The sequence below is a fragment of the Rhizobium sp. Rhizsp42 genome (genome assembly GCF_047304155.1).
Classification (GTDB): domain Bacteria; phylum Pseudomonadota; class Alphaproteobacteria; order Rhizobiales; family Rhizobiaceae; genus Rhizobium.
The window spans coordinates 70,971-92,604 of the sequence record NZ_JBGLYS010000013.1 but is presented as its reverse complement, the minus strand read 5'-3'; the positions used below and the strand labels follow the sequence as shown (position 1 = coordinate 92,604).

Here is a 21,634-nt window from a genome sequence, read left to right as displayed (position 1 = left end):
TCGTAATGTTCGCATATTCTAAACAACAGGCGATCGCGTGAATGTGACGCAACCGAGCTCGGGCGTCAGTCGCTGACGCCCGATTGTCGTTTGCGATCAGAGGGATCGCGCCGCGCCGCCATCGCAGCGCACCAGGCTGCCGGTGATATAGCTCGCCTGCTGGCTGCACAGGAAGGCGGCGGTCGCCGCGAACTCCTCGACCTTGCCATATCGCCCGACCGGGATGGCCGCTTCCTTGACGACACGAATGTCTTCGATGCTCTTGCCAGTGCGCTTGGCGGCGGCGCCGTCGAGATCGTCGAGGCGGCTCGTCAGGATGCTACCGGGGAGCAGCAGGTTGGTTGTGACGCCGAAGCGGCCGATTTCGGTGGCCAGCGTCTTGCTCCAGCCGGCAAGCGCTGGGCGCAGGGTGTTGGAAAGCGCGAGATTGCCGATCGGCTCGATCACGCCTGACGACGCCACCGTCAGGATGCGGCCCCACCCCTGTTCCTTCATGCCGGGCAGCAGCGCGTTAGTGAGCGTGATCACCCGGAGCACCATCGAGAAGAAATAGGTCTCCAGTCGATCGGCCGTCATGTCCTCGGTGGTGCCGGGCGTCGGGCCGCCGGTATTATTGATCAGGATGTCCACGCCGCCGAGCTTGCTCTTGACTGCGGTCGTGACCGTCTCGACGAAGTTCTCTTCCGAAAGATCGGCCCAGATCCAGTCGGCCTTGCCCTTGCCCTCGGCATTGATCGCCTTGCAGTTCGCCTCCAGCGTTTCGCCGCTGCGTCCGCACAAAAGCACATTGGCGCCTTCGCGCGCCAGAGCGACCGCGATGCCGTGGCCAAGTCCGCGCGACGATGCCAGCACGAGCGCGCGCTTGCCCTTTATGCCCAGATCCATTTTGAAGTCTCCTGTTGTTCGCTCCGTTTATAGGGCGCGCGAGGATCAAAAGGAAAGACCGGCCATGGCGTCATCAGCTTCATTTATTGACGTTGACGTAAGTGGCATGTAGTTCTCTGGTGAAGAGGAATATCATTGCGCGAAATGGGGTATTGGCTGTCGTTTCCCGGCTCGACAATCCAGCCATGTTTTGCCAAGAGATAGCCTACACACGGGGAATTATGGCCGCAAAGCCGGCCGAGCGGAGAATGATGAATGACCGAAGCGACTGAACTGCCCGAACGCGAGAGCATGGAATTCGACGTCGTGATTGTCGGCGGCGGTCCTGCCGGCCTCTCGGCCGCGATCAGGCTGAAGCAGGTCAATCCCGAACTCTCCGTCGTGGTGCTGGAGAAGGGCGCCGAAGTCGGCGCGCATATCCTGTCGGGTGCCGTCGTCGATCCCGTTGGTATCGATCGCCTGCTGCCGGATTGGCGCGAAGAGGCCGATCATCCCTTCAAGACCGAGGTCAAGGACGACCACTTCCTGCTGCTCGGCCCGGCCGGCTCCATCCGCCTGCCGAACTTCGCCATGCCGCCGCTGATGAGCAATCACGGCAACTACATCGTCTCGCTCGGCAACGTCTGTCGCTGGCTGGCGGGCCACGCGGAAGCCTTGGGCGTCGAGATCTATCCGGGCTTTGCCGCCACCGAAGTGCTCTACAACGACGAGGGTGCGGTCATCGGTGTCGCGACCGGCGACATGGGCGTCGAGAAGAACGGCGAACCCGGCCCGAACTTCACCCGCGGCATGGAATTGCTGGGCAAATATACGCTGATCGGGGAAGGGGTGCGCGGCTCGCTCGCCAAGCAGCTCATCGCCAAGTTCGACCTGCAGAAGGATCGCGAACCCCAGAAATTCGGCATCGGCATCAAGGAGCTCTGGCAGGTCAAGCCGGAGAACCATAAGCAGGGTCTCGTGCAGCACTCCTTCGGCTGGCCGCTCGGCATGAAGACCGGTGGCGGCTCGTTCCTGTATCATCTGGAGGACAACCTCGTGGCCGTCGGCTTCGTGGTGCACCTGAACTACAAGAACCCCTATCTCTATCCCTTCGAGGAATTCCAGCGCTTCAAGACGCATCCGGCAATCCGCACCACCTTCGAGGGCGGCAAGCGTCTGTCCTATGGCGCGCGCGCCATCACCGAGGGCGGTTACCAGTCGGTGCCGAAGCTGACCTTCCCCGGCGGCGCGCTGATCGGCTGCTCGGCCGGCTTCGTCAACGTTCCCCGCATCAAGGGCAGCCACAATGCCGTGCTCTCGGGCATGCTGGCGGCAGACCGCATCGCCGACGCGATCGCCGCAGGCCGGGCCAATGACGAGGTCATCGAGATCGAGAACGAATGGCGCGCAAGCGACATCGGCAAAGACCTGAAGAAGGTCCGCAACGTCAAGCCGCTGTGGTCGAAGTTCGGCACGGCGATCGGCGTCGCACTCGGTGGTCTCGACATGTGGACCAACCAGCTCCTCGGCTTCTCTTTCTTCGGCACGCTCGGCCACGGCAAGACCGACGCCGCATCCCTGGAACCGGCTGCCAAGCACAAGCCGATCGATTACCCCAAGCCCGACGGCGTGCTCACCTTCGACCGTCTCTCCTCGGTGTTCCTGTCGAACACCAATCACGAAGAGAACGAGCCGGTGCATCTGAAGGTCAAGGACATGGCTCTGCAGAAGTCGTCGGAACACGACATCTTCGCCGGTCCCTCGACGCGCTACTGTCCCGCAGGCGTCTATGAGTGGGTCGAGAAGGACGGGCAGGAGACCTACGTCATCAACGCCCAGAACTGCGTCCACTGCAAGACCTGCGACATCAAGGACCCCAACCAGAACATCAACTGGGTGCCGCCGCAAGGCGGCGAGGGGCCGGTCTATCCGAATATGTAAGGTAGAGAGCCATGAGCGCTACCTTCGCGATCAGGCAGGCGCGCTTGGAAGAACTGCCGCGCCTCACCGAGATCGAACTTGACGCCTTCGCGACATTGTCGGAGGCGTTGGGCATCTCCGACGCCGCGCATGCCTTGCCGCACGCTATCCTGCGAAAAGCGCTTGAAGCCGGCCTGCTGATCGTGGCCGCTGACGGCGATGATCACCCGGTCGGCTTCCTCGCGGCGGAAGAAATCCACGACACGCTTTATGTGATCGAGCTCGATGTCGGCAGGGACTGGCAACGAAAGGGCGTCGGCCGGCAACTGATGTCCCACGCGGTCAACATGGCAAGGACACGCCGGCTTTCCGCGCTGACGTTGACGACGGACCGCCATGTCCCTTTCAACGCACCTTTCTACCAATCCATCGGCTTTCAAACGGTAGACGGCGAGGACATGCCGCCATTTCTGCGAGCGAAGATCGATGATGAGATCAGCAACGGCATGGACCCGCAACGGCGCGTGGCCATGATGCTCACGCTTGGGCGACCGACTCAGGGCTGAAAGCCGACTTCTAGCGCGGTCGCGATTCGAGCAAGACGTTTGTCGCGAGTAAAGAGACGGGAGCCAGCAGACAGCATCACGGATGCCAGAAGATGCGCATCGACATAGCCAATCCCGCTTCCCATCAAGGCGTGCCGACTAATGAGCGCTAGCACTTCATCATTGTCGGCCACGCTGGCTTGAGGCAACTCGCTTAGCGCTTTTATCGTCGCGTCGTAACGCGGCATGAACCCGAGTGCGATTTCTCCGATAACAAACGGATGAACGAGTATCTGATTGCGTTTGAGCAGGAATTCGACCTGCCCGTCGCTCTTTCGCAGATGATCGATCCAGAGTGATGTGTCGAGCAGGATCACTCCGGCAAATCCATGTCGACATTCCCACCCCAAGTGCCGTCCTCATTCCAGCGACGGCGCGGGGGTGCTTTCAAATCTGGAGCGCTGCCACCAAGCATAATCAAGCGACGTGCTGCCTCTTGCTGTATCAGGCGCGTCAAAGCCTCTTTTAACAAGGCGGAACGTTCGCTGATTCCAGTCACCTCCTGCGCACGCTTGATCAAATCGTCGTCCAGCGTCACCGTCGTTCGCATTTAAGCCTCCGCATCAAATCGTGCATCTAATGATGCGCCTTCCCGCAACGGATGTCGAGCAGCCACCTCACAACCTCTTAACGAATGCGTTACCGCAGGTACACGCTTAGCAGTTCATTAACCATAATCTCATTAACCTCGGTCTCATCAACCGAACGTTAAGGAACTGCTTCGATGTCGCTTTCCCGCCGTGGTTTCGTTTTGGGCGTCTCCGCGCTTCTCGCCGGCTGCGCTGCAAGCGGTCCTGATCATCGCGCCAACTACGCGGCCATTCCGGCCGAGAAGTTTCCGTTGCCGGCCATGCCGATCGACAAGATTGATCCGGAGCTTCGTCGCCAGCAGGTCAGCTACGCCTCGAGCTACAGCCTTGGCACCATCGTCGTCGATACGCCCGCCCGCCGCCTCTATTACATCCTCGGCGACAATCAGGCGATGCGCTATGGCGTCGGCGTCGGCCGGGAAGGGCTGGCCTTTGCAGGCGGCGCCTATGTCGGGCGCAAGGCCGAATGGCCAAGCTGGACGCCGACCGAAAACATGCAGCGCCGCGAAGAGCGCTACCGCAAGCTCGCTGGCGGCATGCCGGGTGGGCCGAACAATCCGCTCGGCGCCCGCGCCATCTATCTCTACCGCGGCGGCAACGACACCCATTTCCGCATTCACGGCACAAACCAGCCGCAGTCGATCGGTCTTGCCATGTCAAGCGGCTGCATCCGCATGCTCAACCACGATGTCATCGATCTCTACGAACGGGTAGAGCCCGGCGCACAAGTCGTCGTCATCCAGGCAACGGCCTAAGTGACAATGAGAAACGGGGCCGATTGGCCCCGTTTTCCTATTTAAAGCAATGTGCCGCTGAGGATCAGCAGCGCCACCGAGAAGTAGATCACCAGCCCGGTCACGTCGACCAGCGTGGCGACAAAGGGTGCCGAGGCGCTGGCTGGATCGAGCCGCAGCTTCTGCAGCACGAAGGGCAGCATCGAGCCTGCGACCGAGCCGAACGTCACGATCCCGATCAGCGCCGCGAAAATCGTGAAGCCGACGAGGATCCAGTGCTCGCCATAGTCATAGAGCCCGATAGTCTGCCACAGGATGATGCGGGCAAAACCGACGGCGCCGAGGATGGAGCCGAGCACGATGCCGGTCGGCAATTCGCGCAGCAGAACCCGCCACCAGTCCGACAGCTTCAGCTCGCCCAGCGCCAGCGCCCGGATGATGAGCGAGGTCGCCTGCGAACCGGAGTTGCCGCCGGAGCTCATGATCAGCGGCACGAACAGCGTCAGCACGATCGCCTTTTCCAGCTCGCCCTCGAAATGCTGCATGGCGCTTGCCGTCAGCATCTCGCCGAGGAAGAGGGCGCAGAGCCAGCCCGCGCGCTTCTTCAGCATGCCGGCGAAGCTGATCGCCATGTAGGGCTTCCCGAGCGCCTCCATGCCGCCGAACTTCTGCGCGTCTTCCGTCTGGTCGGCGATCATCGTGTCGATCACGTCGTCGACGGTCACGATTCCCAGCATATGGCCGTTCTCGCCGATAACAGGCAGAGCCAGCAGATTGTGCTTGCGGATCAGCCGCGCCACGTCTTCCTGCGTCATTAGCGGATCGGCCCGAACGATGCCGCCCTGCTGGGCGACGCTCAGCACCGAGGCCTGCGGTTCGCCGTTGATAAGGCGACGCAGCGTGACGACGCTCGTGAGCGCCTGTGTCTCCACGTCGAGAACATAGATCGCATAGACGGTCTCGCGCGAACGCTCGACTTTGCGCACATGCTCCAGCGTCTTCTCGACCGTCCAGGTCGCCGGCACGCTGACGAATTCCGTCGTCATGATGCTGCCGGCCGTGCGCGGCGGGTAGCCCATGAGGTGCTGCACGGCGAGGCAGGTCGCGCGGTCGAGCTTGGAAAACAGGTGTGCCCGTGCGGCCTCGTCCATTTCCTGAAACAGGTCGGCGACGCGATCGTTGGCGGTGGCGTTCAAAAGCCGTGCGGTCTGCTCGACCGGCATTTCGGTCAGCATCGCAGCGGCATGATGCAGCTCCGGGCGTCCGAGTATGCGGACGGCCTTCTGCTGCGGCAGCGTGGCGAGGATAGCCGCTGCTTCGGGAATTTCGAGCGCGTTCAGACGCTCGACGCGTTCAGCCGTGGTGATGGCACCGAGGCTGTCGCTGGCAAAGAAACGGGCGGCATGGCCTGCCCGCAGAGGGAAGCGATTGATGTTCATATAGCTCGCCTTTCCGTCGATCCGCCGCAGCGTCCGACGGGCGAGCCCGATCGATATCGGTCAGCGCACGAAGGCCGCGTACGGCAAAGGCAATCGACTACTACTGTCGCTTGGCATCGTGAGATGGCTCCGTTGATATCCGCTCGGAACGGGCGTTCCGTGCGTGATGCTGTAGGTGGTCCCAAACGCTGAAAAAGTCAAGCGGGGTAGGCGGTTGCGGCGAGAAAGCCGCGCAGCCCGCGCGGCTTTCTTCGTGGGCGTGATGAATGAGTCGCTTCTTTATGCCGAAATGCTCATCCACCGGGACGAGCCTGTCGCCATCAGAAGCCTGCGAGCACCAGCTTGCCCTTGGTCTTCCCGCTCTCGATCATCGCGTGCGCCGTCTTCAGGTTCGCCGCATCGATCACGCCGAGCGTCTCGTTCAGCGTCGTGCGGATGGTGCCGGCATCGACCAGGTCGGCGATCTTGTTCAGGAGCTTGTGCTGCTCGATCATGTCGGCGGTGTTAAAGAGCGGGCGCGTGAACATCAGCTCCCAGTGGATCGAAATCGCCTTGCGTTTGAAGGGCACGATGTCGAGCGTCTTCGGATCGTCGATGAGCGCAAAGCGGCCCTGCGGCGCGATGGCCTCGACGATATCCTGCAGGTGGTCGCTGGTGTTCGTCGTGGAGAAGATGAAGCCGGGTGCGCCAATGCCGAGTGCTGCCATCTGCGGAGCGATCGGCTTCGAATGGTCGATCACATGGTGGGCGCCGAGTTCCTTCACCCATGCCTGTGTTTCCGGCCGCGAGGCCGTCGCGATGACGGTGAGGTCGGTCAAGGCGCGGGCGATCTGGATGGCGATCGAGCCGACACCACCGGCGCCGCCGATAATGAGGATGGCGTTGGCGGCGCCCGGTACGGCGTCCTGCACCTTCAGGCGGTCGAACAGCGCTTCGTATGCAGTGATCGAAGTCAGCGGCAGGGCAGCGGCGGCCGCGAAATCGAGGCTCGTGGGCTTGCGGCCGACGATGCGCTCATCGACCAGATGGAACTCGGCGTTGGAACCGGGGCGATTGATCGCGCCCGCATAGGCGACCTCGTCACCGACCTTGAACAGCGTAACCTCGGGGCCGACCGCCTTGACGATGCCGGCCGCGTCCCAACCGAGAACCTTGAACTCGCCTTCCGCGGGCGCCACGCCGATGCGGATCTTGGTGTCGACGGGATTGACCGAGACGGCCTTGATCTCAACCAGGAGATCGTGGCCGCTGGCCTCAGGCATCGGCAGGTCGACGTCGATCAGGGACGTTTCGGCGGAAATGGGCTGCGGTGTGGTGTAGGCGACGGCGCGCATGAAAGACTCCAGTGTTTGTTGCACGGATGCTAGATGCGTCTTACGTTAGGATCACGCAAGAATGCACAAATTCTGTACGTAGTACCCAAAAGGATACCGTCAAATGTCGTTGCCGAGAGACAAGCTGACCGAGAACTTCCCCGGATGCCCCGTCGAGGCGACGTTGAGTTTTCTGGATGGCAAGTGGAAGGGCGTGATCCTCTTTCACCTGATGGAGGGCACGCTGCGCTTCAACGAACTGCGCCGCAAGCTGCCATCGGTAACGCAGCGGATGCTGACTAAGCAGCTTCGGGAACTGGAGGAATGCGGTCTGGTGTCGCGCACCGTGTTTGCCGTCGTGCCGCCGCGCGTGGATTACGCGCTGACGCCGCTTGGCAAGACGTTGAAGCCCGTCATCGCCGCCTTGGCCGCATGGGGCGAGGAAAACATTTCCTGCCGCCCCAGTGGCCGCCACCTCAGGGATGTGGCGGCCTGTGAAGGGTCAGCCGCGGCTGCGGCGGTCGAGGCGTAGCGAAGCCGCGAAAACGACGATGCCGAGTGCCGACAGGATCGCGCCGACATAACCCGTCGAAGCCGAGCCATAACCCCAGGCGATGACGAGGCCGCCGAGCCAGGCGCCGAGCGCGTTGGCGATGTTGAAGGCGGAGTGGTTGGAGGCGGCTGCCAGCGTCTGCGCATCGGCGGCGACATCCATCAGGCGGGTCTGCAGCGCCGGGCCGGCGGCGAAGCCGCAACCGATCAGGAAGACGCAAAGGCCGAGCATGAACGGGCTGGAGGCGGTGAGCGAGAATAGCGTCAGCACAATGATGTTGAAGACCAGCGAGCCGCCGATCGTGCCCATGATCGATTTGTCGGCGAGCCAGGAGCCGACGACATTGCCGGCATTCATGCCGACGCCGAACAGCACCATCATCACGGCGACCATTCCTGGTTGCAGCATGGCGACATCAGTGGTGGTGTCGGCGATGTAGCTGAACATGGCGAACATGCCGCCGTAGCCGACAGCCGCAATCGCAAGCGTGAGCAGCACCTGCGGACGCTTGAAGGCGCCGAGTTCGCGCATGAAGCTCGCGCCTTCGGACACCTCATCGCGCGGCACGTAGTACCAGATCAGCGCCATGGTCACGAGGCCGATCACGCCGACGGCGGTAAACGCGACGCGCCAGTCGAGCGACTGGCCAAAGAAGGTGGCGAGCGGGGTGCCGAGCAGCGTCGCGATCGTCAGGCCCAGCATGACGCGGCCAACGGCGCGGGCGCGCTTGTGCACCGGCACCATCGATGCGGCGACGATCGCGGCCACGCCGAAATAGGCGCCGTGCGGCAGGCCGGTGATGAAGCGCAGCACGGTGAAGCTCTCGAACGAGGGAGCCATGGCACTCGTGATATTGCCGACGGCGAAGATCCCCATCAGCAGCAAGAGCAGCGAGCGGCGCGCCATCTTGGCGGCCAGCACGGCAATCACGGGAGCGCCGATGACAACGCCGAGCGCATAGGCGCTGATGACATAACCAGCCTGCGGGATGGTCACGGAAAACGTGCCGGCGACATTGGGAAGCAGGCCCATGATCGCGAACTCGCCGGTGCCGATCCCGAAGCCGCCACAGGCCAGCGCCAGCTGCACGAGCGCTACCGCCATGGGCGAGGGCGCCTCGGAGACGGGGATGTCGGCGATGGAATCGTTTACGGCGACCTGGCTCAAGCGCGAGCTCCTTCGGCATGCAATGGCTTGGAACAGTCGCGCAATGAAGTGTCACTGCCGGACGGACAAGCGGAAAATGAGGGAGATGGAGCGCCTGCTCCAACGCGGTATTAATTTACGATTTGTTGGGAGCCGTCATGTGCGTTTTATGCAGCGCAGCATCCCGCCAGGCGCATACGTAGGCGGCGTGCCGGCTGAACGCGCGCGTAACGGCGTCATTTGACATGCCATCTGCTTGAAATTGCACGCACAGCAACCATGTCTAAGCAGCGCGTCAGCCGATGAATAACGGGAACTCGATGAAGCTTATAGGTTTTTTCAACCGCGATGGCGGCACCTTTCGCACGACCGACATGGAGGCGTACGAGAAGCATGCGGAACGGGTTTTCCGCGAAGCCGGCCATGATTTCGAGGCGGTGGTCTTTCCGGGCAAGGAGATCGTTCCGGCCATGGAGCGCGCCGCCCGCCGCGACGACATCGACGGCATCGTCGCCGGCGGCGGCGACGGCACTATCTCGGCCGCATCCTCCATCGCCTGGAAAAATGGCGTGGCGCTCGGCGTGATCCCGGCCGGGACGATGAACCTGTTTGCGCGATCACTGCGCATTCCGCTCGATATCTGGCAGGCGCTCGATGTTCTGGCCTCGGGTGAGGTCGATCATGTCGACATCGCCAGCGCCAACGACCGCCCCTTCATCCACCAGTTCTCCGCCGGTCTTCATGCGCGCATGGTCCGCTATCGCAATTCCTACAGCTATAGGTCCCGGTTGGGGAAAATGCGCGCCAGCACCCGCGCGGCTTTTGGCGTCGTGCTCAATCCGCCGGAGTTCGAGGTCGAGTTCGAGGCTATAGGCATCAAGGAACGCCGCAAGGTGTCGGCCGTGTCGGTATCGAACAACCCCTTCGGCGAGAATGCGCTGCTTTACGCCGATACGCTGACCTCGGGCGAACTCGGCTTCTACACCGCCAAGCCCTTGAAGCCATGGGGCGTGGCGCGGCTCGCCATCGATCTCCTGCGCGGGAAGGTGAGGGAAAACGCCGACGTGATGATCATGCACCCGGCCGAAGTGCATCTGCACTTCCCGAAAGTGCACTCCAAGGCCAATTGCGTCATGGACGGCGAACTCCTGCCGCTCGCCCGCGACGTGGCGCTGAAGCTGCATCCCGGCGAACTCAAGGTTCTCGTCCGACAGGGGCTTGCCGCCCAGGTCGATGAGGCCGAACGCCGCGAACCGACGTCCTAAAGCCGCGGCAGATAGGTGCGGTAATCGAAGTCGGAAACGGTGCGGAGGTGCGTGATCGCCTCCTTCCGCTTCGTGTCGCCGTAGAGCCTCTGGTAGGCCTGGCCGAAGATGTCCGCGATGAACGGCGACGCCCTGAACGTTTCAACCGCCGTCAGGAAGTCATGCGTCAGCTTGGTGGTATTGTCAGGCATATGCGACGGCGTCGTCTCCTCGCCGGGGTCGAGCTCATCGTCGAGCCCGAGCAGCATGCCGCCTAAAATGGCCGCGAGCAGCAGATAGGGGTTGGCGTCGGCACCGGCAACGCGGTGTTCAATGCGGGCGGCCGGGCCGTTCTTGTCGGGAATGCGGATCGCAGTGCCGCGATGCCCGTAGCCCCAGGTGAGATCCACAGGCGCGAAGGAGCCCGGCTGGAAGCGGCGGTAGGAGTTGGCGAAGGGTGCGAACACCAATTGCGCGTCGCGCATGCTCTGCAGCATCCCCGCACAGACCGATTTCAGCTTCGTTGCCTCTCCGCCTTTGGCATCGAGAATGTTACGGCCCTCGCGGTCGATGATGCTGGCATGCACATGCAGGCCTGAGCCGGCGTGATCCGAATAGGGCTTCGCCATGCAGGTGGATTTCAGCCCGTGCTTGCGCGCCGCCTGCTCCACGATCCGCTTCAGGTAGATGCAGTCGTCGGCCGCCGCCAGCGCGTCGGCGCGGTGCAAAAGGTTGATCTCGAACTGGCCGGGGCCGAACTCAGCCGTTGTCGCATCCGCCGGCAGCGCTTGCGCCTTCGCATAGGCGCGCACCGTCTGGAGATAGTCGTCGAGCGCATCGACGGCGCTCATGTCGTAGAGCTGGAAGCCGTTCGGATCGCCCTGATAGGTCAGGCTTGCCGGCGGCATCGGCCGGCCGGTCTCGCGCCAGTCCGGCGCCACCACGTAGAATTCGAGTTCCGTGGCCACAACAGGCGTCAGGCCGCGCTCAGCATAGCGGTTCAGCACCGATTGCAGGATGGCGCGCGGGTCCATGAAGCTCGGCGTGCCGTCGAATTCATGCATGGTGGCGAGCACCTGGACCGAGCCCTCCGGCGCCCAAGGCATCGGCGCAAGACTGCGCCGGTCGGGAAGACAGTGTCCATCGGGATCGCCGACGGATAGCGACAGTCCGGTGATATCGTCATTGTCGTCGCCCCAGATATCCAGCGACTGCGTGGAGGAGGGGAGGCGGACTTCGCCGGCCCATACCTTCTTCTGCGCTTCGAGCGGGATCTGCTTGCCGCGCAGATCGCCATTCATACCGACCAGCAGGATTTCGATGCGCGGATCGCCACCCGCAGCTTTGCCGTGCATGTTGTCGCTCGCCATGATCTTGAAAATCCCCTCGGACAAGGCCAAGGTCGTAGCTCATTGGGAAGAGGCTTTCAATATCCGAGGGTGTTTAGCAAATCATGTCTGATACTTACGCGCGCTCCAATCTCGCCGCCATCGATGCCGCTCATCATCTGCATCCATTCTCCGATATGAAGAAGCTGAATGCGGATGGCACTCGCATCATCCAGCGCGGCGAGGGCGTGCACGTCTGGGACAATCACGGCCGCAAATATCTCGATGGTTTTGCCGGCCTCTGGTGCGTCAATGTCGGCTATGGCCGCAACGAGATCACCCAGGCGGTGGCGCGGCAGATGAACGAACTGCCCTATTACAACACCTTCTTCGGCACCACGACGACGCCGACGACCTTGCTTGCCGAAAAGGTCACGGCCCATGCCGGCCCGCGCTTCAACCACGTGTTCTTCACCGGCTCCGGTTCCGAGGCCAACGACACATGGTTTCGCATGGCCCGCGTCTATTGGAGCGCCATCGGCCAGCCGTCGAAGAAGATCGTGATCTCCCGCAAGAACGGCTATCACGGCTCGACCGTCGCCGGCGCCAGCCTCGGCGGCATGAAATACATGCACGAGCAGGGGCACCTGCCGATCGAGGGGATCGTCCATATCGGACAACCCTATTGGTATGGAGAGGGCGGCGATCTTTCTCCGGCCGAATTCGGCCTCAAGGTCGCGCGTGAGCTCGAAGCGAAGATCGACGAACTCGGCGAGGATAACGTTGCCGCCTTCGTGGCTGAACCGGTGCAGGGCGCGGGCGGCGTGATCATCCCGCCGGAAACCTACTGGCCGGAGATCGCCCGCATCTGCAAGGCGCGCAACATCCTGCTCGTCGCCGATGAAGTGATCTGCGGCTTCGGCCGTCTCGGCGAATGGTTCGGTCACCAGTATTTCGGCGTGGAGCCGGATCTGGCGCCGATCGCCAAGGGCCTGTCGTCGGGTTATCTCCCGATAGGCGGCGTGCTGGTCAGCGATCGCGTCGCCGATATCCTGATCAACGAGGTCGGCGATTTCAACCACGGTTTCACTTACTCCGGCCACCCCGTCTGCGCTGCCGCCGCGCTAGAGAACCTCAGGATCATCGAGGACGAAAAGCTGGTGGAGCGCGTTCGCGACGACATCGGGCCTTACTTCGCCAAGGTCTGGAGCGCGCTCGGCGAGCACGACCTCGTCGGTCAGGTCCAGAGCATCGGCCTGATGGCAGCGCTGCAGCTCACAGCCGACAAGAAAACCCGCACCCGCTACGAAAAGCCCGATGCCGTCGGCACGCTTGTCCGCAATCACGCGCTCGCCCACGGCCTCATCCTGCGCGCCACCGGCGACCGCATGCTCGCATCCCCGCCACTCGTCATTAGCCATGAGGAGGTCGACGAGATGGGCCGCATCGCCAAGCTTGCGCTGGATGCGGCGTGGAAGGAACTCAAGGCTTGAGGCCCGCTTACTTCGGATAGATCCAGACGTAGCTGAAACCGACCTGATCCTCCGGCCGTCCCCGGTGATAGGGGACGGAGGTGCTCTTCACGTCGACGGCGCTATATTGCTCACCGAGATTTTGGTTGATCCATTCGGCGAGCAGGGGCGGCAAAGCCTCTCCGCTGTCCTTGGTGATCCACACCATCAGGATCGGCCTGTCAGCTGTCCACTCGTAGGCGATCTTCATATTGTCGAAGAACCGCGACATCAGCGGCACATTCGGCCACTGCAGATGCAGGTTTCCGGCCGGCAGCCAGCTGTCGGTCACGATGAGACCCGGCGTCTTGCTCTCCTCAGCAGCAATGTGTTTGGCAAAGCCGCTATAGGGCACGTTGTAGGCCTCGTACCGACCAAACAGGGTAGGCAGGTTCGGCCTGGCGAGCAAAGCGGCGGGGATGACGATCATCAGAACCAGCGGCACGACGATGAAGCGGCGGAAGTGACTATCCGAGTGATGCCCGGCGGCCTGCATCTTCAAGCAGAAATAGATCGGCATGAGGAACAGGAATGGCAGCAGCCATCGGTCGCGCAGCGAGGTCATGCCGATCGTGACGACCAGAATCAGCACCAGAAGCGCGATCGTGACGAACAGAGCGGTGAAGAACCGTGTCCATTCGGAGGATGCACGAAGGCTTTTCCAGAAGGAGCGGCCGAAGACGATCGCATAGACGATTACCGTCGGCGCCATGATGACCAAGACAAGCCGCAGGAACTTGAATGGCCCCTGCACCAGCTTAGCAAACGCCGTGTCTGGCGCTTCCTGCTTCATGATCCCAAGCGTACGCCCCGACGCGATATCGAGATTGTGGAGCAGCCAGAGCCCGTGCGGCAGGAAGATCAGCACGGCAAGCGCGATCGACAGCAGGAACCGCCGATCCATGATCCGCGCGCGTCCCTGCGGATGCAGCCAGACGGCGGGGATAGTGGCCACCGCGACGAGCGTGAAATTGTACTTCGACAGCATCCCCAATCCGAGCGCCAGCCCCATGAACGCATAGGAGCCGAGCGACGGCGCCTTCAGCGTCTTGATCACGCCGTAGAGAAAGAGGTTGATCGTCAGAAGCTGAATGACGGTGTGGGTGAGGTCGCGCTGCGCTTCCCAGAAGAGCTGAGGGATGGTCAGCAGCGAAAGCGTCGCGATGACAGCGTAAAGCTTGTCCTCGAGCACCTCGCGGGCAAGCTTGTAATAGGTCAGGTAGACGAGAAAGAGCACCAGGTTCTTGGTCGCGGACACTGTTGCCAGCGACAGACCGAAGAACCAGACGACGATCGATTGCAGCCAGTTGTAGAGCGGCGGCTGCGAATCATAGCCGAGCGTCAGCCACTGCGAGACGAATGCCTGCTGCGACTCGTCAAATCTCAGGCCGTGTGGCTGCAGGAGACGAACAATAAACTGGATGCAGAAATACCCGGCGATCAGCCAGACGACGGCATCCGGCTTGCGCGCCAGGAGATTACGCATTCTCATTCCCGTCGAAGATCCGCTGGACGATATAGTTGGGCGAGACGTCGTCGCGGTAGTAGGTACGCGCGATCATTTCGGCCAGGATCCCGGTGGTTATCATCTGCACCGACGACAGAAGAAGGACGACGCCGACCATGAGCATCGGTCGGGCTCCGATATCGTTGCCCATGATGAACTTGTCGAAGAACAGATAGATCAGGATCAGCGCCGACAAGGCGCCGAGCCCGAGACCCAGCGAGCCGAAGAAATGGCCCGGACGCGCCTTGTAGCGCATGAAGAACATCACCGAGAGCAGATCGAGGATAACCCGGAACGTGCGCGAGATGCCGTATTTCGATTGGCCGTGCGCGCGGGCATGGTGGGTGACGACCATTTCGCCGATGCGCGAGCTCGGCACGACGCCGGCGACCCAGGCCGGAATGAAGCGGTGCATCTCGCCCATCAGCTTCACCTGCTTGATGACCGAGGTGCGATAGATCTTCAGGCTGCAGCCATAGTCGTGCAGCTTCACGCCGGTGATGCGGCCGATCAGGTAGTTCGCGCACCAGGAAGGAATCTTGCGCAGCAAAAGCCCGTCCTGACGGTTCTTACGCCAGCCGACGAGCAGGTCGAGTTCGCGACGCTCGAGTTCGGCGACCATGTGCGGGATGTCGTTCGGATCGTTCTGGAGGTCGCCGTCCATGGTGGCGATCAGGCGGCCGGTGGCCGTGTCGATGCCGGCCTGCATGGCGGCGGTCTGGCCGAAATTGCGCTGCAGCGCCACGATGCGAAGCGACAGGCCGTCGCGGCCGATATGCTTGCGAGCATTGACGAGCGTGGCGTCCGTGCTGCCATCGTCGACCAGGATGAGCTCCCAGCGGTTGGGGTAGCGGGTCATCGCCGAGCAGATGCGATCAACCAGCGGGCCTACGCTTTCTTCTTCGTTGAAGACGGGGACGACCAGCGATAGTTCGACGGGAGCAGCGGCGTCGATCGCGCCTGAAAGTGTTTCTGCCGTTGTCTGCAACACGTATTTCTCCTAAAACGCCGCCCAGTGGTGCCGCTCTTCTGTCGGCCGAAGGCAGGAAGCTAGTACATGAAGTCTCCGGTGGTTGCCAGCCGACAATCCTGGTTCGCACGCAATCGAATGCTGCTGTTCACAGTCATAATTGTCATAGTCTATGCCGCCTTCATCGAGTGGTTCTGGGGCTGGTCGACCATTCTGCGGCAATGGGCCGAGGTCGGCGCGCTGACGATCATTGCCGCGCTGGCGCTTTTGACCAGCACCTATTTCCTGCGCACCTGGCGCATCTACGATTACTTCCCGCGCGAAACCAGCGGCCGCTTCACGGCGCTCTTCCGCGTCACGCAAGTCCATAACCTCTTGAACATCATGCTGCCGTTTCGAACCGGCGAAACCAGCTTCCCGCTCTTGATGCGCACTGAATTCGGCATTCCGCTGGCGCGCGGAACGGCGGCGCTGCTCGTCATGCGTCTTCTCGATCTTCATGCGCTCTTTGCCGCAGCGGGCATCGGCTTCGCCATCGCCTCGCCGCACAAGCTGGTCGCATGGCTTCTCTGGACCGCATTCCTGCTACTGCCGGTCGGAGCGTTCGCGGCGCGCAAACCGCTTGTGCGCCTTGCCGCGAAGCTCCTGCCGAGGAAACTGCAGCACTTCGTCGCCGAGATCGAAAACGGCCTGCCGGCAAATGCATCGGCCTTCGCGCGCGCCTGGGCGATGACCGTCATCAACTGGCTGGTCAAGGTGCTGGTGCTAGCCTGGGCGCTGCGGCTGATGGGCGTCGTGCCGGCGGCTGCAAGCTTCGGCGGCGCACTCGGCGGTGAGCTGTCGTCGGTGCTGCCGATGCATGCCCCTGGCGGTGTCGGCACCTATCCGGCGGGCATCACGGCAGGCGCCGTTGCCTTCGGCGCGTCGAGCAATGCCGCCGATATCGCGGCACTCGCGCGCGCAAGCATCAATGCCCATCTGCTGATCATTGTTTCCGCTCTCACGGGAACGGCAATCTCATTGCCGTTCGGTCGTCGTCGCACCTCGTGAGAAAAGCGAGGCGGCTATTGGAAGGCCGTCTCGAAGAAGCTTCTGAGCTTGCGCGAATGCAGCGTCTCCGGCGGCATGGCCGCGAGCTTCTGCACGGCGCGGATGCCGATCTGCAGATGCTGGTTGACCTGCGTTCGATAGAAGGCCGTTGCCATCCCAGGTAGCTTGAGTTCGCCATGCAGCGGCTTGTCGGAGACGCAAAGCAGCGTCCCGTAAGGCACCCTGAAGCGGAAGCCGTTGGCGGCGATGGTCGCCGATTCCATGTCGAGCGCGATGGCACGGGCCTGAGACAGCCGCTTCACCGGTCCACGCTGGTCGCGCAGTTCCCAGTTGCGGTTGTCGATCGTACCCACGGTGCCGGTGCGCATGATGCGCTTGAGCTCGAAGCCCTCGTAGCCGGTGATCTCGGCCACGGCGGCCTCCAGCGCTACCTGCACTTCGGCAAGCGCCGGGATCGGCACCCAGACCGGCAGGTCGTCGTCGAGAACGTGGTCTTCGCGCATATAGGCATGCGCCAGCACGTAGTCACCCAATCGCTGGCTGTTGCGCAGGCCGGCGCAATGGCCAAGCATCAGCCAGGCATGCGGGCGCAGCACCGCCACATGGTCGGTGATCGTCTTGGCGTTGGACGGGCCGACGCCGATATTGATCATGGTGATCCCGGCATGGCCCTTCTTCTTGAGGTGATAGGCCGGCATCTGCGGCAGGCGCGACAGCGTCGCGTCCGTCTCCGGCGTGCTGGAGCCGGCATGGGTGACGATGTTGCCGGGCTCGACGAAGCAAGTATAGCCGTCGCCGCCGTCTGCCATCAGCTTGCGTGCCCAGGCGCAGAACTCGTCGATATAGAACTGGTAGTTCGTAAACAGCACGAAGTTCTGGAAGTGCTGCGCGCCGGTCGCCGTATAGTGCGAGAGGCGCGCCAGCGAATAGTCGATGCGCTGCGCCGTGAAAGGCGCAAGCGGCGAGGGCTCGCCCGGCGGCGGGATATATTCGCCGTTGGCGATCTCGTCATCGGTGGTGTTGAGGTCGGGCGTGTCGAACAGATCGCGCATCGGTACATCGACGAAAGCCGACGCGGATGCCTCCACATGGGCTCCTTCGCCAAAGGCGAAATGCAGCGGGATCGGCGTGGTCGATTCGGAGACGACGACGGGCACATTGTGATTGCGCATCAGGTGCCCGAGCTGTTCCTTCAGATAGTGCCGGAAGAGCGAGGGACGGGTGATCGTCGTCGTGTAGATGCCGGGCGCCGTGACGTGGCCATAGGAAAGGCGCGTGTCGATATGGCCGAAGCTGGTCGTCTCGATGCTCACCTGCGGATAAAACGCCCGGTAGCGCGAGGTGATCGGCGCGCCCTGCGCCAGTTCCTTGAAGTGCTCGATCAGGAAGGTCGTGTTGCGCTCGTAAAGCTCTGTCAGCGCTTCGACGGCCTTGATGGGATCGTCGAAACTTTGCGGCTTGAAGGGGCTCGGAGACGAGACGTCGAGGGGGGCAGAAGGAGAGATTCGGTTGCTCATGAGGCATTATAGTACGTCGTTCTTAACAAGCAAACGACGCGTTCATGACCAGCATGACATGTGCTGAATGACCAGGATGACCGGCAGCCGGGGTCGGCGGTTGCCGGTCGCGGCTGCGTCAGTTGACGCTGGTGCAGATCGGGTTGGTTCTGTCGACGCAGGTATAGTTCGCGCCGAAATGCGACTGCGCGCCCCCGCCGGCATTGCGGTTGACGGCCGCCGAAAACGAGACGGCGAAGATCGCTGCGAACAGCGTGATGATGGTGAAGCGTCTTGCCATGATAAGCACTTCCGTATCCTTGCCCATGTGCCATGTTCCGAATGTCATGTGTGCGCCGAGTGCTGCTTGCGACGCAGTGCACTTTAGAATGACACCGTTTTGCCATGGTCAGGCTGAACCGATGCTGAGATCGGAATTCATCCGCCGTTCATGAAAGAAGCATGGGCGGGAAGGACGGAGGAGATGCGCCCGATGGGCCGGGCGCACCTGATATTGTCTTACAGGCGTGTCCAGGTCTGCGACTTGCAGAGAACGGCGAGCACGCAGCCCTTCATCTTCAGCGAGTTGCCGGAGACCGTGCCCGAGCCGCTATAGGTCTTGTCGTTGCTCGGATCGGTGATCTCGCCATTATAGGTGCCGTCCTTGCCCGTCAGCGTGCCGATCTTGCGCCCGGCATATTTGCCCGTCTTCAGCGTGATGCAGTAGCTGCCGCCACAGGATGCGATCACGGCGGTATCGCCCGCCACCGTCTTCCAATTGCCTGCGATCGGCTCCTCGGCATGCGCAAGCGTTGCGGAAAGCGCCAATGCGCTCGCCAGAATGAGGCTGCGGATCATCTTATTCCTCCCTGATGTCCTGAGGTTGCGGACGATAGCTTACGCGAACGTAAAGGTAAATATTTGTGGTTCCGGCATGCCTGAAAGTGCCTGTTCGCGAAGACGAATTTCCGTGTGTTTTCATTTCGACGCTGATTTCGTGGTGAATGAAGGGTTGATTTTCAACTCTGAATTTTTCCTTAAACAAATGCCGGAATCCTTAATGAGCAGGCGATCCGATGTTTAACAAAAACCCAATTTTACCAAGCGTTTGCACTTTGTTTGTCTCAAATTAATCATGCATTTTAGGCGTTTTTTGAAGGGCTTGCTGCATATTGAACCCATCAAACGAGCGGGGCAAACCCGCCGAGCCGAAGAGACCGAACGCCGCGTTAGACGGCAAGGCTCCGAGGTAAAACAGGGTAAGTCGATAACAGGCTAAACAGGGATAAAACCGATGGCACGCTTTGAAATGCATAATGCTGAAACGGCCACCATGGGTGGCGAAAACAACGCCGATGTCTTCTGCGAAATGGGTCTGATGTACGCGACAGGTCGCGGATGCTCCGTTGACCTCGTTGCGGCCCACAAATGGCTGAACATCGCCGCCATCAAGGGCCACGATCGCGCCGCCGAACTGCGCGCCGATCTCGCGGCCACGATGGACAAGATGCAGCTTGTCGAGGCGCTGCGCGCGGCTCGCGAATGGATGACGGTTCACTAAGATACCGTCGCCGGAAACAATTCAATAAAAACAATAACCTCGAAGAGGGGATGGCGAGGCGCCTTGCGCCTGCGCCGACATATCGAACCGCGACCGGCAGGAACAAGGCCGGCGCGGTTCTTGTCGTTCAATCAGCCAATCGACTTCAGAACCTGAGGCAGTGCCGCCTCGAACAGGTCCATATCGGCGGCAGGGCCGACGCTGACGCGAATGCAGCGGTTGAGCGGCGCCACGCCAGGCATGCGGATGAACACGCCATGCTGCATCAGTCCGTCGACGATCGCCCGCGCATAGGTGCCGTCGCGGCCTGCGTCGACGGCGACGAAATTGGTGGCCGAAGGCAGCGCCTGCAGGCCGTTGGCATCGGCAATGCCGGCAATCCGGTCGCGCGCGGCGTGAATCTTTGTAATCACCTCCGAGAGATAGGCCTGATCCTTCAGCGCGGCGATTGCGCCGGCGACAGCCATGCGGTTCATGCCGAAATGGTTGCGGATCTTGTCGAAGGCGAGCGCAGTGCCCGGTGTCGAGATCGCATAGCCTACGCGCGCGCCGGCAAGGCCGTAAGCCTTCGAGAAGGTGCGCGTCCTGATCACGTTTGGCAAATCGATCAGCGATGCGATCGACGGCAGGGCGCTGGCCGGGCCGGTCTCGCTGTAGGCCTCGTCGAGGATCAGCAGCGTGGTCTCGGGGATAGCGCGGGCAAAGGCCACCACCCGGTCGGCATCCCACCAGCTACCCATCGGATTATCAGGGTTGGCGAAGTAGACCAGCGGCGGATTTTCGCGCTTCACCGCATCCAGCAATCCGTCGAGATCTTCCCGATCGTTCACATAGGGAACGGTGACCAACCGGCCGCCGAAGCCCGCGACATGGAAGTTGAAGGTCGGATAGCCGCCGAGCGACGTGACGACGGGCGCGCCGGGTTCGATCACCATGCGCACGATCTGCCCGAGCAACTCGTCGATACCGCCGCCGATCGCGATATTGGCAGCGCTAGTGCCGAGATGGGCGGCAAGTGCTTCTTTCAGGTCGTGGTTCTCGGGGTCGCTGTACTTCCAAATATCAGCGCCCGCCTCGCGCATCGCCGTCAGCACTGATGGGGCGGGGCCGAAGCCGTTTTCGTTGGCGCCGATGCGCGCTTTGACGGCGAGGCCGCGTTGACGCTCGATGGCTTCTGGTCCGACAAAGGGAACGGTGGAGGGCAGGGCGCTGACAAGCGGTGTGAAGCGCGAGAAGGCAGACATTGAAGGGCATTTCCCAAGGCTATGAAAATCGCGCCAACAATAGGCGCTGATGGTGCCATGGCAAGGACGATTATTCCCCTGGGAAGCCTATTTACATGCTGATCGTGCGGCTCGCGCTGATCGCTTCCATATTGCCGATCATGAAGTCGGCACGCACGACGCGGCGCAATACCTCGGGCTCGATCGTGTTGATGAAGCGTACATGCAGGCGCTCATTGCGCCGGGAGACCTCGGCGCAGCCGATGCGGTAGGCAAGCCCGAGGATGTTGAGATAGTAGTGCTTGGGAAGACCGGTCGCCGAGGCGACAAGAAGCGTGGCGCCGCCGCGGGAGATATCGATGATCTCGGCGCTGCGCATCGAGACACCCGTCAGACAGGGCCGCACGGCGACGATGCGGGCCGGACGCCGCACGTTGAACTGCTCCCACCGGGTCTCGTAAATCTCCGATTTCACCGTCGTGAGGTGCGTGTTGTTGAGCATCGACATCGCAGGCACACTCCTAAAATCAGGAAAATCCTAGTCTTTCCAATGGAGCGTCACATGAATGCTTTGCGCAAT

The 21,634-nt window shown here is 61.9% G+C and carries 22 protein-coding genes; 8 read left to right on the top strand and 14 right to left on the bottom strand.

Annotation, left to right across the window (positions count from 1 at the left end; translation table 11 throughout):
- Positions 1-96 precede the first annotated feature (96 nt).
- Positions 97-885, bottom strand: a complete 789-nt coding sequence (locus ACCD05_RS14795) for an SDR family oxidoreductase (protein WP_413393586.1) — start codon at positions 883-885, stop codon at positions 97-99.
- Positions 886-1,140: 255 nt separating this feature from the next.
- Here ACCD05_RS14795 and ACCD05_RS14790 point away from each other — a divergent pair, with 255 nt between their 5' ends.
- Positions 1,141-2,805: an electron transfer flavoprotein-ubiquinone oxidoreductase gene (locus ACCD05_RS14790; RefSeq protein ID WP_413393585.1), complete on the top strand. Its 1,665-nt coding sequence runs from the start codon at positions 1,141-1,143 to the stop codon at positions 2,803-2,805.
- An 11-nt stretch (positions 2,806-2,816) separates the two neighbouring features.
- The gene (locus ACCD05_RS14785) at positions 2,817-3,350 is read left to right on the top strand and encodes a GNAT family N-acetyltransferase (protein WP_413393583.1); all 534 of its coding nucleotides are present in this window, start codon (positions 2,817-2,819) and stop codon (positions 3,348-3,350) included.
- On the opposite strand, the gene ACCD05_RS14780 is transcribed toward ACCD05_RS14785, so the two are convergent.
- Both ACCD05_RS14780 and ACCD05_RS14775 read right to left on the bottom strand, forming a co-directional pair.
- Positions 3,341-3,706, bottom strand: coding sequence for a type II toxin-antitoxin system VapC family toxin (locus ACCD05_RS14780; protein WP_413393581.1), 366 nt, complete (start codon positions 3,704-3,706; stop codon positions 3,341-3,343). The genes ACCD05_RS14785 and ACCD05_RS14780 overlap by 10 nt on opposite strands.
- Positions 3,703-3,939, bottom strand: a complete 237-nt coding sequence (locus ACCD05_RS14775) for a type II toxin-antitoxin system VapB family antitoxin (protein WP_113199241.1) — start codon at positions 3,937-3,939, stop codon at positions 3,703-3,705. Before ACCD05_RS14775 ends, ACCD05_RS14780 begins: the two co-directional genes overlap by 4 nt.
- 174 nt (positions 3,940-4,113) lie before the next feature.
- On the opposite strand from ACCD05_RS14775, the gene ACCD05_RS14770 reads away from it, so the two are divergent.
- Entirely contained in the window at positions 4,114-4,734 is a 621-nt protein-coding gene (locus ACCD05_RS14770) for a L,D-transpeptidase (RefSeq protein ID WP_413393579.1), read from the top strand.
- Positions 4,735-4,775: 41 nt separating this feature from the next.
- On the opposite strand, the gene mgtE is transcribed toward ACCD05_RS14770, so the two are convergent.
- The gene (mgtE, locus tag ACCD05_RS14765) at positions 4,776-6,152 is read right to left on the bottom strand and encodes a magnesium transporter (protein ID WP_413393577.1); all 1,377 of its coding nucleotides are present in this window, start codon (positions 6,150-6,152) and stop codon (positions 4,776-4,778) included.
- A gap of 320 nt (positions 6,153-6,472) precedes the next feature.
- A complete protein-coding gene (locus ACCD05_RS14760; protein ID WP_413393575.1) occupies positions 6,473-7,486 on the bottom strand; it encodes a zinc-binding alcohol dehydrogenase family protein in 1,014 nt (337 codons plus the stop codon).
- Between the two features lie 103 nt (positions 7,487-7,589).
- Between ACCD05_RS14760 and ACCD05_RS14755 the strand changes: the two genes are divergently transcribed.
- Positions 7,590-7,997 carry a winged helix-turn-helix transcriptional regulator gene (locus tag ACCD05_RS14755; protein ID WP_413393573.1) on the top strand — a complete coding sequence of 136 codons (408 nt, stop codon included), beginning with the start codon at positions 7,590-7,592 and terminating at the stop codon, positions 7,995-7,997.
- Here ACCD05_RS14755 and ACCD05_RS14750 read toward each other — a convergent pair.
- Entirely contained in the window at positions 7,968-9,185 is a 1,218-nt protein-coding gene (locus ACCD05_RS14750; RefSeq protein ID WP_413393571.1) for an MFS transporter, read from the bottom strand. The two genes, ACCD05_RS14755 and ACCD05_RS14750, sit on opposite strands and share 30 nt — an antisense overlap.
- A 299-nt stretch (positions 9,186-9,484) precedes the next feature.
- On the opposite strand from ACCD05_RS14750, the gene ACCD05_RS14745 reads away from it, so the two are divergent.
- Positions 9,485-10,429, top strand: coding sequence for a diacylglycerol/lipid kinase family protein (locus ACCD05_RS14745; protein ID WP_026283068.1), 945 nt, complete (start codon positions 9,485-9,487; stop codon positions 10,427-10,429).
- Here ACCD05_RS14745 and ACCD05_RS14740 read toward each other — a convergent pair.
- Positions 10,426-11,778, bottom strand: a complete 1,353-nt coding sequence (locus ACCD05_RS14740; protein ID WP_413393569.1) for a glutamine synthetase family protein — start codon at positions 11,776-11,778, stop codon at positions 10,426-10,428. The genes ACCD05_RS14745 and ACCD05_RS14740 overlap by 4 nt on opposite strands.
- An 83-nt stretch (positions 11,779-11,861) precedes the next feature.
- Here ACCD05_RS14740 and ACCD05_RS14735 point away from each other — a divergent pair, with 83 nt between their 5' ends.
- Complete coding sequence (locus tag ACCD05_RS14735; protein WP_413393567.1) at positions 11,862-13,229, top strand: aspartate aminotransferase family protein; 1,368 nt, start codon at positions 11,862-11,864, stop codon at positions 13,227-13,229.
- Between the two features lie 7 nt (positions 13,230-13,236).
- Here ACCD05_RS14735 and ACCD05_RS14730 read toward each other — a convergent pair whose 3' ends face one another.
- The gene (locus ACCD05_RS14730; protein WP_413393566.1) at positions 13,237-14,733 is read right to left on the bottom strand and encodes a glycosyltransferase family 39 protein; all 1,497 of its coding nucleotides are present in this window, start codon (positions 14,731-14,733) and stop codon (positions 13,237-13,239) included.
- Complete coding sequence (locus ACCD05_RS14725) at positions 14,726-15,742, bottom strand: glycosyltransferase family 2 protein (RefSeq protein WP_413393660.1); 1,017 nt, start codon at positions 15,740-15,742, stop codon at positions 14,726-14,728. Before ACCD05_RS14725 ends, ACCD05_RS14730 begins: the two co-directional genes overlap by 8 nt.
- Positions 15,743-15,811: 69 nt before the next feature.
- Here ACCD05_RS14725 and ACCD05_RS14720 point away from each other — a divergent pair, with 69 nt between their 5' ends.
- Positions 15,812-16,774 (top strand): lysylphosphatidylglycerol synthase transmembrane domain-containing protein, encoded by a 963-nt coding sequence (locus ACCD05_RS14720; protein ID WP_413393564.1) that lies wholly within the window; start codon positions 15,812-15,814, stop codon positions 16,772-16,774.
- 14 nt (positions 16,775-16,788) lie between these two features.
- Here ACCD05_RS14720 and amn read toward each other — a convergent pair whose 3' ends face one another.
- The 3 genes from amn to ACCD05_RS14705 form a co-directional block, all read right to left on the bottom strand.
- The gene (amn, locus tag ACCD05_RS14715) at positions 16,789-18,291 is read right to left on the bottom strand and encodes an AMP nucleosidase (RefSeq protein ID WP_018898839.1); all 1,503 of its coding nucleotides are present in this window, start codon (positions 18,289-18,291) and stop codon (positions 16,789-16,791) included.
- A gap of 118 nt (positions 18,292-18,409) precedes the next feature.
- On the bottom strand, positions 18,410-18,619 hold the full coding sequence (locus ACCD05_RS14710; protein WP_247750131.1) for a hypothetical protein: 210 nt from the start codon (positions 18,617-18,619) through the stop codon (positions 18,410-18,412).
- 170 nt (positions 18,620-18,789) lie between these two features.
- Complete coding sequence (locus tag ACCD05_RS14705) at positions 18,790-19,128, bottom strand: DUF2147 domain-containing protein (RefSeq protein WP_047513524.1); 339 nt, start codon at positions 19,126-19,128, stop codon at positions 18,790-18,792.
- A gap of 436 nt (positions 19,129-19,564) precedes the next feature.
- Between ACCD05_RS14705 and ACCD05_RS14700 the strand changes: the two genes are divergently transcribed.
- On the top strand, positions 19,565-19,831 hold the full coding sequence (locus ACCD05_RS14700) for a sel1 repeat family protein (protein ID WP_018898836.1): 267 nt from the start codon (positions 19,565-19,567) through the stop codon (positions 19,829-19,831).
- A gap of 131 nt (positions 19,832-19,962) precedes the next feature.
- On the opposite strand, the gene ACCD05_RS14695 is transcribed toward ACCD05_RS14700, so the two are convergent.
- Complete coding sequence (locus ACCD05_RS14695; protein WP_413393561.1) at positions 19,963-21,075, bottom strand: pyridoxal phosphate-dependent aminotransferase; 1,113 nt, start codon at positions 21,073-21,075, stop codon at positions 19,963-19,965.
- Positions 21,076-21,166: 91 nt separating this feature from the next.
- Positions 21,167-21,562, bottom strand: a complete 396-nt coding sequence (locus ACCD05_RS14690) for a hypothetical protein (protein WP_018898834.1) — start codon at positions 21,560-21,562, stop codon at positions 21,167-21,169.
- Positions 21,563-21,634: the final 72 nt, after the last annotated feature.